Below are 11,812 nucleotides of genomic sequence, written 5' to 3' on the forward strand. Positions count from 1 at the left end.
TCGCTACCTAAGTAGGTTGGCTGTTAGAACTCAATCTGTACGAGTGCCCACACAGATGATTGCTTTATATTGTTAAAGAACGTCTCGAGTCGCTTTAGCGTCTCAAGGGATGCGAATAATACACCCTTTATTTTTCGAGTCAACACTTAGTTTTAAACTTTCTTTTTAGAAGATTCAAAACCAAAGTTTTATTTAACTCTCTGAGGTAGTTCGTGCCTTGCTATGCTTCGGCGTTTCCCGTCTCAGTGGGGTCGCATTATAGGGAGATCCGAGCGGGGGTCAATGTTTTATTTCAGCTTTTTGACAATTAAATGAATTTAGTATGAAAGCTATACAAATAAAGGGTTGCGAGGCTTTTTGTGCCTATTAAACAACCAATGTATGAGCGACAAAACTATGTGCATACATAAAATTATACTATTTGGCTCTGTTAGGTTAAGCCAACTAAAGTTAGTCAGTTGGCTTTTGATAAAATATTGCGTATGTCGTTAATTAAAAGCTGTAATTAAAGCCTGCGTAATAGCGCCGACCCGAATAGCTCGAGTTAAGTAATCGTGCATCTGTATCATCACCTAAGCGCGTTACCGATTCCGACTTAGTTAAATTAATAACAGCAGCTGTTAAGCTTAGCCCTTCATACAAATTAACCGATGCATTAACGTCAACTTGCTCGTACGGATCTTGATATACATTTAAACCACTATTAAGGCCTAATACTGTCTCCCCTCGTTTGTTATAAGAAGCGCGCACATTAAAAGCGTCACCTTCATAATAAACAGAAGTGTTGTACTGATACTTTGCACTACCTATTAATGCCGACTGACCAAACTCTTCACCATTTACAGTTACATCTGCTTTGTTAGTTTTGTTATAGGTGTAGTTTGCGTAAAAGCCAAAACCATTATCAAAAGCATGCTGGATAAATACTTCCGCGCCTTTAGATACCGCATCGGTACCATTACCTACAGTGCTGTACGGGGCTATATTAATAATACCGGCATCCACTATGTTATTTTTACCGGCAAAACTTTGCTCTACATCTATTACCAGTGGCACAACAAAGTTATCTACTTTTTTATGAAAAAGCGCCATTCCAATAGCAGAACCCTCGCTATAATAATACTCAATAGATAAATCTGCTTGAACTGATTCAAATGGTTTCAAGTTTTTATTACCGCCACTACCGCTAAAACCAGGCAATTCATTAAATGCAGCTCTATCATCGGCCCATTCATCCGATACAAATGTAATACGCTGCTGCGCACCTAAATCGCTGTAATCAGGACGAGACATGACTTTTGCTATTGCCCCACGTATAACTAAATCGTCGGTTGCATCCCACGCTATATTAAAGCTCGGTAGTATTTGAGTGTCTTTGTTTTGCTGAGTGACTAACTGATAGTCTTCTACAAAGCGTGCGTCACCTGTTTCTGGCTCACCTGTTACATCGTTTGTGTGATCTAATTGGTAGGTATATAAGTCGGTAGATGAAGTAAATGTTTTAGTTTGCACAACACGCACGCCCAAATTACCTCTTACTTCACTAAACTCAAAATCGCCTTGAATATAAAAAGCAGATATTTTTTCTTCAATGTCGTAAACAAAGTTATCTTCAATACGTGTATAAGGAACATAGTTAGCAGTGACCATATCGCGGTATTTATCCCAATCGATACTTGGCATTTGGTTTATATTAAAACCACCAGCAATATTACTCTCACTCGTAAATACATTTTGAGCCAAAGGCATTCCACCATTCCACTGGTAGCTATCAAAACGCGTAATACCTTGCTCGCTTGCTTCCCCTGCAGCTATATCAAAATTAGGATCTAAAAAGAAGGTATTGCCAGTTTCACGATGAAGCGTGGAGTTACGGTATTTAATACCTGTTCTAATCGTTTTTAAAAAGCCCCAATCAACATAAAAATCCACATCAGCTTGGTAATAATCCTCTTCTAATTCACTACGTACAAAACTCGAATTTGATGAACCCGCATCACGACCGCCTCCAATACCATTTTGTAAGTTAGTTAATGTATTAGGGTCGATATTAAGTGATACATTATTTTGGTTCAGTGACCAGCCAGCAGTTTGAGAAGCATTTTGTAGAGTAGAGGCGTTTTCGCCGGCGTTTGAACTTTTATATGCAGCCTCCCAGCTTTCTTCTGGCCCTCCTTCTGATTTTGTATTACCCACAACAAAACGCGCTTTAAAATTATCGCCTTCATAAGTTAAATTAAAATCAAAGGTATCTGAAGTAGATTCTTCACGTACATAACTGCCGCGCATCCACGGAAACTGCATATCACTTTCAATACCGCTTGCCATCGCATCGTATTGCATACCAGTGACAATAGTGCCCGACTCATCAAGATTTACATCAGTTAAAAAATCAGAATTTAAAGACCACTCAGGTATATCAATCACAGATTCTGTTCTGTCTTGCCCGAGCGTAAAGCCAAAGTAATTAAATCCAAGTTCTAAACGATTTGTTGGTCGCCATTGCGTACTAAATTGAATTCCTTCGCGCTCACGTTTTTCGTTAAGAACTGAACCTCGCACAACTTGTGGAAACCAAACGCCATCGTAACTGTTGCCATTTGCATCATTAATAGTATCCCAGCCGTTATTGTTATCAACTGCGTTACTGTTTATATCTGTAGGTTGCCCACCGCCCGTATAGCGCCATACATTTGCATCAGTTCCGCCCGAAAGTGTTCTGTTTGTTCTTACCTGATAGGTATAGCCAACTAATACACCAAAGTTTTCGTCGTCGTTTTTCCATGAATATAAACCCGTAAACTGCGGTTCGTACTCTTTTGTAACATCAGCGTAAGTACTCTCTACATTGAATACACCTGAGTTTGCATCCATACTCAAAGGTTTTCGGCTATGCATTAATACAGTACCACCAACCCCACCTTCATCTAAGCGTGCCTCTGGCGACTTATAAACTTCTACACTTTCAATCATCGAAGACGGTAACAAAGCATAATCAAATGAACGCGAAGGTTCACCCGGGGAAGACGCAATAAAATTACCATTAAGCTGTGTAAAAGTAAGTTCTGATGATAAACCACGAATACTGACTGACGAACCTTCCCCACCATCACGCTCAATTACCACACCGGGTACACGCTGAAGAGAGTCTGCTACATTTTTATCAGGGAATTTTCCAATATCTTCAGCGGTAATTGCATCAACCACAGAGCCTGACATACGTTTTACATCTAAGTTTTCGGCCATGCTTGAACGGATACCACGTACTTCTATTACTTCTATATCTTTTGTATGCTGCGAGCTTTCGTTTTCTTGCGCTGCAAAAGCGTACGTAGAACCCAAAGCAGAAAAAATTGATACATAAAGTGACGACTTACACAATTTTGAAAAAGGAAAAGAGTTTATACTTGTTGCTATCATGTGAGAGGCTGTTCCATTTAAATCTGCTCGTAAAGCTAAAGCGAGAAGTTAGTCCTTTTACGCAAATTATTTACGTAATGGCAAAAATTGCAGCCAATTTTACACAGCCAAACTTAACCGTTTGTTAACCAACAATATTAAATTAAATAAATGTCTCATTTAATAGTATAAATACCCATCAAATAAAAGTTAAAACCTTACATATACAATATCTAATCGGACGCTAAAAGAGTGTAATGCCTTAATTTGTTGTAGCTGATCTTAGCTTCTCTTCCTATGTTCGCATTTACACTGGCTATAAAACATTTGCTGAAAAGCCAAAAATAGTAATGTCGCTACTATAACTATAACTATAACTATAACTATAACTATAACTATAATCATATTCAGTTTGCCCGAATACAAACTCTCCTGCGGTCACTTTTTTACAAAAATAACGAAAAGCGGATGCACCAGTGCCGGTTTTCAAAGCGCTTTGTACGGCTTAGTAACGTAATTACAGTGCACAAATCATAAGAGTGTAAAAACAAAGGGGTATTATTAGGTGTGGTAGTCAGCAGCTTACATTTTAAAACAAAGCTGCCGGATGATAATTAAAAAGTTGAAGACTTTAAAGAGTAAATGACTTTTCAAGCGTAGTAATAACGTCTGAAAGCTCAAGCAATGTCGGCTTTCCACCGTGATAGTTAGTATCTATATGGTAACTATTGCCAACCCAGAAAGGTGCTTTAGTTGAGTTATGTCCATGTATTGAAAAGTCGACTCCATGACTTTCAACTACCTTATTTTGTTTAACTACTTCGCGATCCCACAATAAAGATTGCACAATCACTGATTTATCATCAGGGTAATTTGCCCAATTCCACGATTGCGGAAATGTATGAGACAACCCAATTTTATAACCACGATACTCAAGTACTATCGAAAGAGGTTTAGTTAGTAACTCATCACACATAACATCGAGCTTTTCACTCGATACATACTTATGCCAATTGCCACCATTGTCCGTCCATAATTTAAAAGCCGCTTTATCATTACTTAATAATGACTCCAACATTAAATGCTCATGATTACCTAATATCAAATATGCCTTAATTTCGTGTAAGTACGTAAATAAATCATATGTTTTATCCCCACGATCAATAAAATCACCTAAACAAAATAAAGTGTCGCTTTGCGGGTTAAAATTTACGTTATTAAGTGCGCTTTTTAACGCTGGTAAATCACCATCAAGATCGCCAATTACAAATACTCGGCACTTATCATTTATGAATACGGCTTGTTTTGAAGATACAGCCTGAATAGCGTTAACACCTATATGCAAAATAGACTCCTATATAATGCAATCTAAAACTTAGATTAATACTTGAGTTTTTAAAGCTTTAAGGTAACACAATATTATCGATAATTAATGAAGGTTATAAAATTTGATTGAAACTAAAAATGCATGACAGCGGACTTTAGCTACAAGCTAATTGAGCTTTGTTGAGTAATATTTTTAGCTTATAGTAAGAAGTTAACTGCTAATACCTAGGCAAGCTATTAGCTAGTTAACAGCACATATTTATCAGCCAGTTCATCTAAGCTTTCACGCTTATTGGGATCGGGCTTTATGCAGTCAATAGGGCAAACACTTACACAAGTAGGTTTATCGTAATGCCCTACACACTCAGTACATTTACTAGCATCAATTTGATATATTTTAGCTCCCATATAAATAGCCTCATTAGGGCATTCAGGATCGCACATGTCGCAGTTAATGCACTTACTATTTATGAGTAAAGCCACTTATAAGCCTCTTAAATTAAAATCATTATTAAACATATAGATAGCGTTAAATGAAATGTTTTTTGACTACTTTTAATACAAGCCCAGTTCAATAATAAACCTTTATTTTTCTTTAAATCGTAGCACACATTCGTAACACACCATTTTATTTTTAGGTGTAAATTGCAGCCACGAATTATGCCTATTTTTCTCTGTTGCTTTGTTGATCTCAATCAATAAAAATCGCCGCAAGGCCTTTATTTATATAGGTTATTACAAAGTGAAGCACTCTTTATCAACGCTTACCAAAGTTCAATACACGAAAGCAAAACTAGAATGGAACCAGCTCAAACCTCCATTTTCTATGCAGCACATAAATCGGTGTGCTACGCTGGCTCAAAACATCATATTTTTTGAAGAAAAAAGTGCAGATAAACAAGCCCTTAGACCTAATCGGACTAAAAGATTATCGAAATACGAAGCACAACACCATATTCGACTAATTTTCACCAAATCTGGTACAGCCATTTTCTATTCCAATTTCCCTAAATCATCTGGCATAGCGAATACTAAATTGGGTGAAGCACCTGAATTAACAATAGCAAAAGCACGTAAGCTTACTGATCAAATGAAGTATGGCGTTTTAAATAATCATAATATTAAAACAGTGTTTGATGCTTATGAACAAAGCTTGATAGAGCGCCATAACACCGCACCTACCAAATTTGCAGCTTCATCGCTCAGAACATATCAATGCAGAATAAAAAAACTCAGGCATCACTTCCCGCTTAAGAGAGCGTTCCAGTCTCTTACAGCTGGAGAGTTAGAAAAGATTGTAGATATAATTATCAAGGCAGAGTCCAATAACCAAGCAATCGAACTTTTTGCACAAATTAGAAGAGTATGGCGATTTGCCAAAAACAAATTTAACTCAGGTAAAAACCCAGCTGCTGATATCGATGACTTTTACGTATCTGACCGTGTAGAAAGCCCTCGTCCTTGCCAAGTTTATACAGACTTAGATTCGATAGCTGAATTATGGATAAATCTAGCATCGGCCCCAAATGTACATCAAAAAAATGCTGCTCGATTTATGATATTAACAGGCATACGCCCTATCAACATTCCACAAATGAAGTGGGGCTGGCTCAATAGTATCGATTTCCCAACCTTAATTACCTTTCCGGCATCTGTTGTCGGAGTTCGTGGAGAAATGAAAAACCAAAAAGAATATAAGCTGCCATTAACCAAGGCCATGCGCGCCATTATTTTAGAGCAGAGAGCCTGGATGGAAAATGCATTACCCAACTGTAACCCTGATCATATATTTCTTCAGCCTCGCGATCTTAACAAACCATTTGCTAAAAGGTCGCTGGATAAAATCATTAAAGATTACTCACCTGTTGATGCAGTAAAAGGAGATAAAAGAAATATTGTAATGAAAGGATCTGCAGGTGCATTTTGCACAATGTGCCGAAGCTTTTTTAAATCCAACGCAAAAGCGATTATGGTTGCCAACGGCTATCATTTTAAACACGCAGAGGAACTCACCAGACTCGCGCTTCATCACCTCAGAAAAGAGGACGATCCAAACGGCTTGAATTATGATAAATCTGAAGAGCTATTTGGCACTTCAACAAAGCTAAAATTTAATGTATTCAAAATTCATGAAGCCAGTATTTTAAAAAGAGCGAAAGAGCTTGAAAATCAGCAGTTAAGACTTACAGGAATGCAGAGTAAACAGGCTAGCAATCTAGAAGAAAACAACCAAAAGAAAGCCCTGAGAGATAGGATTAAAGCACATCTAGTTTACAAGCGCGGTTATGTAAACTTCATTAATCAGCCACTTGGTGATACGGGCAGAGTAACAAAAGATTTGATCTTAACCGAAGAAGGAAGAGCTGTCGTTGAGAAATATTTAAATGACCAAGAGGGTAAAGAAAAAATTAATTAAAAAAAGTTTAATTTCGACTTACCAAAGTTTTTGTAAAAAAAATTATTTTCATATCATTGCCTTATTAGAGCGATACCTCATCAGTTATTTGATGATTTTAACTTTTTTAAGGCTTATGTATTAATGGCAACACCAGTATTAAATTCAATAAAAGCATGTGAGGTCACGATTGAAAGTCGTGATCTTTGCATGGCTGAATTTAATGCATTTAAGCCACCGTACAATGACGAGTCAATGGAAGAGCTAGCCAGTCTTGCGACTATTATATTATCGCAGGATAAAGGAAGAAGGCTTTCAAAATATCAGCTTAAAGATCAAATAAGAATTGTGTTCCAGCATGATGGCATTATTAAATTTTTTACTCATTTTAAAAAAGTACATGGCATAAAAAACACAAAGATTGGTGATTCAAATAATATGAGTTTTTCAGCAGCGAAATTAAAAGCGGCCGAAATATACAAAAAGAACACCTCTAATTACACATTCGAATTTGTAGTGAATAAACAAATAGAAAACTTTCAGGCAATTAATAAACATAGCCCTAGCAAGTTAGCTAGCACCACAGTAACCACATATACCTCTTACCTTAATGCAATTCAAAATGCATTTGGTAAAAATACGTTATTTCAGACTATTACGCCTGAGATAATAGAAGCAACGCTTGACCAACTACTAACAGAGAAAAGTGGCCCGCATGTGGCTAAGCTATTCGAGCAAATGAAAAAGCTGTGGGTGTTTGCGAAAAATAAATATAATAATGGCTATAATCCATTCCTAGAAGTAGATAAAAATTATATATCTTCTCGAACGGCGAAGCCTATTCCTTGTAAGGCATATACTGATATATCTCTAATTTCTCAGCTATACATAAACCTAAAAACAGCTAAAAATAATACATTAATAAATGCCGTACTACTGATGATGTTTACTGGGCTAAGGCCCATAAATATTTGTAATCTGCGTCTGTCGTATATAGATGATTTAGATAACCCTAAATTTTTAACGTTTCCTGAAACAACCCATACCACTCGCGGTGCTATGAAAAACCAAAAAGAGTTTAAAATACAACTCACACCCGAGATGAAAAAAGCAATACAGCAAGAGTTAAAATTAAACCCAGACATAGACCGCACCTACTTATTTTGCAAGGTTAAAGACCACTCAAAACCCATTAGTAAAGAGAGTTTAAACCGAACTCTTAAATATCATGCGCCAAAAGACATGGTAGCGGCCCCGCGAGATAACATAAATATAAAAGGCTCAGCCGGAGCATTTCCAACACTACTTCGCAGCTTCTTAAAGTCACATATGAAAGAAGTGCTAACTAAAAAAATTGGGTCATCAACAATTGCTGAAATTGAGTCTAAAAAAATGCTTCATCACTCAGTATCAGATCACGATCCGATGAGTAAACATTATGACCACTCGAATAAAATATATAACACTGATATTAGGGCACTTTATAAAAACTTTTCCCTATTTGAGAAAGAAATACTTAAAGAAGTAAAAATACAGAATAAAACAAGAAAAAGAACAACACAAAATTCATTTTTTAAATTTGATTATTCAAATAAATTTATCGTCAAAGTAAAAAGTACACTAAGTGCTTATTCAAGCATTTGGAGTGGTATGATTAAGCAATCACTAAAGCTTAAAAGGAGCCGCCCTTTGCAAATATTAGAGTAGCGCTTATATATAGCTGTACAGCGTTGTCGTTATTTACAAAACCTATAAAGAGCTTTTACTAGGTGGTGCAGATTGATTTCTTATAAAAGCAGGGATATCAAAAATATCAGATGCTTTTGGTTTAGTGGCGACTACTTTAGAGTTTGACTCATTTTTAGTGTCATCAAGTATCATTTTTGAACTCGCGCCCGTAGCAATAACCAGTAGCTCATAATTGGTTGCTAAGTTTTCAATTTTTGAAACACCACAAATAACCAATGCGTTTGGGCTTACCTGCTGGCGTACTGTATCGGTAATGAGATTATAACTACCTAGTGAAATTTCTTCCTTACAATTTACTTGTATTATCACCCCCGTACTTGATGACATATCAACTTGATTAACCAGTGGGTTATTGAGTGCACCATCAAGTGCAATAGTAAGCTCGCTTTCTTCATCGCATTTACCAACACCTAGTACAGCATCTCCCTGGCAATCCATAATTTTAGCAAAGTCATTTAAATCAACGTTTATTAGGCCTTGAAAGCAAAGCATATCGATGAGTGATTTTATCAGTGAGTGGAGTATTTGGTTGCTATGCTTAAAGGCGTCAAATAACCCTATATCGTTGCCTAGCACTTCAATAAGTTGATCGTTAGGGAGCGTAATAACCGCATTAGCATGCTCTTTGAGTTCATTTAGGCCTGCTTGCGCTATATTGCTTCTAAACTGCCCTTCACTACTAAATGGCAATGTAGCAACAAATATAATGGGCTTACCTTGCTCACTAGCAAGTTGTGCAATATACGGGCTAGCGCCAGTCCCTGTACCGCCACCCAACCCTGTTGCACAAAGTATTATATCGCAGCCATTAATAAGCGTTAAAAGCTGCTCTTTACTTTCTTCCGCAGCTTGCAGTCCAACTTTGGGATCTGCCCCTGCACCATACCCATGAGTGAGCTCTGCACCTATCAGTACTGCTTCATCACTCTGTGTATGTTCAAGTACCACTTTGTCGGTATTAACGCTATACAAGTGCGCCTGCTCAGACTCGCGCTGTTCAAAAATACTGTTAAGCGTATTACAGCCACACCCACCAATACCAAATACACCAATCGATAAACCATCATTTTGCTGAATTAATTGAAACATAACTACTCCTTAACTTTTAAAGGAGCATAACAAACAGGTGCGTCAATTTTTGACGCACCTAAACAAGTTGGAGTTATTTATAGATGTTAGCGGCCGCTTTAAGCTTTGTAGTGATTCTTTGCCGCAACTTTTCAGGTTTAATAACCTCAAGCCAATGGATACATTTAAATAGCTCATCGGTTAGTTGTTCAGTATCAATAGTTTGGTAGGTAAGTAATACGCTTTTTTCATCAATACTTTGCTTGTCAGTCAGATCACCAAGCTCAATAAACCCTTGATTAACAGCAGAGTGACTAGGCACTTTCACAACTAACTCAATCGCTTCTTGCGACATACCTTTGTTAATCGCACTACGTAACGACTTTAATTGCTCAGTGCTTGGCTCTCGTCGTGTTTTTTGCAAAATGTGTACATTGCGAATGCGGTAAACCGGCATTTGATAACACTTGTCATGAAGCTCTCCCACCATAAACTGAGCCATTAACACACCGCCTTGCTCAACTAAGTTGTAAAAACTTAACTCCGCAAATTTTAGCCAATGAGCCTCATCATAAAGTACTCTATAAAGCTCAGCGCTTACTGCACGCTTATGCATAATCGCATGCTCAATTTGCTCAACTAACTGAGTATCAACATTCACTTTTAACGACGGTTTTGGCAGGGTTGAAAGCCACTCAGGCATATGGCCATTATAACGTTTAAGCGCCTGCTCTGCTTTAATATGTACCGACTGTTTAACATCACTGGGTACAGATTGCGGTAGTAATTGCTCCAACAACAAATAATGCTCTGCCACTTCGCTGCTCATTACTTTTGAGTTACCACCTCTCCACTGCGCATTGATAGACCAGCCATAGGGTTTACTGCGCGTGTCTTTTTCAAGACCGAAGCAGCCTTGCTCGTATAGTGATTGAAGATCTCGTTGAAGCATGCGGGTTGATAAAACAATACCGCGATCAACCAGCTTTTGCTGAAGTTGAAGGATCGAGATAGAGCTAGGCGCTATTGGCACAAGCTCTAAAATTGATAAATGGCGGTGTGAGATCATTATATTAAGTGGTGTGGAGTCATTTTTGAATTACTCTAAAGTGCTCTTGGATACTTCGTCCAAATTTTATGTCAGCAGATAAAGCGATGCGGTACCCTCGTAAATAATGTTTATCTAACTTTGATCGATCTTTTAAAGGGACTGTTATGAGCTTTTTTTTCATAACTTCAACCGCATCCCATGCAGAAATATCAACTTCAAGAGAGGCTATTATTACTTGGTTTCCAGGACTCCCCGTAATACCAAGTATTAACGTCGGAGACAGTTTTTTATCTTTAATCCAAGTACCTAGATATTTATCATTTCCTAATTGCCAGTATTTTTCTACTCTTTCAACGATTGCAGCATCACTAGGTGGCTCTACTAAATTATACCCAACTCTATCACCTAACGTTTTATCTGTGACCTTAACTAATATAATTGACTCTGTATTCCCTTTAAACAAATCGCCATATCCTAAAGGTTGCTGCTCAAGCCTAGTAACGTATTTTTCTGGCACACCCAAAGGGCGAAAACTGTACTTAGAAGACTCTTTTCGCATATTAAATTCAGGCTGGTGAGTAGAAATTAATGCTTCTTCAACAGCAATTGCTGTTTGTTCATTTTCATACGGGCCTGCTATTTCGAGCTTATAGCTTGCATCTTTCAGCCAATTCTCAAGTTCACTGTTATGTGTCTTTTTTTGGTGCGATGAGGCTCGTGTAGCAGACTTTCCCCTCCCCGCATATTTAATTTTGGAAGTCTTTGGGTCTCTGTATATATAGACATACTGTTCATTAACTTTCATAGATATCCTTTTAAGAATT

General features: G+C 37.5%; 8 protein-coding genes. 2 read left to right on the forward strand and 6 right to left on the reverse strand.

The features are described from left to right. Positions 1-492 precede the first annotated feature (492 nt). The 3 genes from GQR55_RS05725 to GQR55_RS05735 form a co-directional block, all read right to left on the reverse strand. Positions 493-3,420 (reverse strand): TonB-dependent receptor, encoded by a 2,928-nt coding sequence (locus tag GQR55_RS05725; RefSeq protein ID WP_166419808.1) that lies wholly within the window; start codon positions 3,418-3,420, stop codon positions 493-495. Between the two features lie 610 nt (positions 3,421-4,030). Further along, positions 4,031-4,744, reverse strand: a complete 714-nt coding sequence (locus GQR55_RS05730) for a metallophosphoesterase (protein ID WP_166419809.1) — start codon at positions 4,742-4,744, stop codon at positions 4,031-4,033. 218 nt (positions 4,745-4,962) lie between these two features. Beyond that, positions 4,963-5,208: a YfhL family 4Fe-4S dicluster ferredoxin gene (locus GQR55_RS05735; protein WP_166419810.1), complete on the reverse strand. Its 246-nt coding sequence runs from the start codon at positions 5,206-5,208 to the stop codon at positions 4,963-4,965. 259 nt (positions 5,209-5,467) lie between these two features. On the opposite strand from GQR55_RS05735, the gene GQR55_RS05740 reads away from it, so the two are divergent. Next, positions 5,468-7,141, forward strand: a complete 1,674-nt coding sequence (locus GQR55_RS05740) for a hypothetical protein (protein ID WP_166419811.1) — start codon at positions 5,468-5,470, stop codon at positions 7,139-7,141. Between the two features lie 123 nt (positions 7,142-7,264). After that, on the forward strand, positions 7,265-8,827 hold the full coding sequence (locus GQR55_RS05745) for a tyrosine-type recombinase/integrase (RefSeq protein ID WP_166419812.1): 1,563 nt from the start codon (positions 7,265-7,267) through the stop codon (positions 8,825-8,827). A 42-nt stretch (positions 8,828-8,869) separates the two neighbouring features. Here GQR55_RS05745 and GQR55_RS05750 read toward each other — a convergent pair whose 3' ends face one another. The 3 genes from GQR55_RS05750 to GQR55_RS05760 form a co-directional block, all read right to left on the reverse strand. Next, entirely contained in the window at positions 8,870-9,958 is a 1,089-nt protein-coding gene (locus GQR55_RS05750; protein WP_166419813.1) for a cell division protein FtsZ, read from the reverse strand. A gap of 73 nt (positions 9,959-10,031) precedes the next feature. Then, on the reverse strand, positions 10,032-11,006 hold the full coding sequence (locus GQR55_RS05755) for a WYL domain-containing protein (RefSeq protein ID WP_240916830.1): 975 nt from the start codon (positions 11,004-11,006) through the stop codon (positions 10,032-10,034). A gap of 19 nt (positions 11,007-11,025) precedes the next feature. Beyond that, positions 11,026-11,793: a hypothetical protein gene (locus tag GQR55_RS05760; RefSeq protein ID WP_058374759.1), complete on the reverse strand. Its 768-nt coding sequence runs from the start codon at positions 11,791-11,793 to the stop codon at positions 11,026-11,028. Positions 11,794-11,812: the final 19 nt, after the last annotated feature.

The sequence above is a fragment of the Pseudoalteromonas sp. Z1A8 genome (genome assembly GCF_011378855.1).
In the GTDB taxonomy this organism is placed as follows: Bacteria; Pseudomonadota; Gammaproteobacteria; order Enterobacterales; family Alteromonadaceae; genus Pseudoalteromonas.

Excerpts from the sequence above, each read along its gene's own strand:
- GQR55_RS05760 (WP_058374759.1), bottom strand. The coding sequence starts at position 11,793 with ATGAAAGTTAATGAACAGTATGTCTATATATACAGAGACCCAAAGACT.
- GQR55_RS05755 (WP_240916830.1), bottom strand. The coding sequence starts at position 11,006 with ATGATCTCACACCGCCATTTATCAATTTTAGAGCTTGTGCCAATAGCG.
- GQR55_RS05725 (WP_166419808.1), bottom strand. The coding sequence starts at position 3,420 with ATGATAGCAACAAGTATAAACTCTTTTCCTTTTTCAAAATTGTGTAAG.
- GQR55_RS05745 (WP_166419812.1), top strand. The coding sequence starts at position 7,265 with ATGGCAACACCAGTATTAAATTCAATAAAAGCATGTGAGGTCACGATT.
- GQR55_RS05750 (WP_166419813.1), bottom strand. The coding sequence starts at position 9,958 with ATGTTTCAATTAATTCAGCAAAATGATGGTTTATCGATTGGTGTATTT.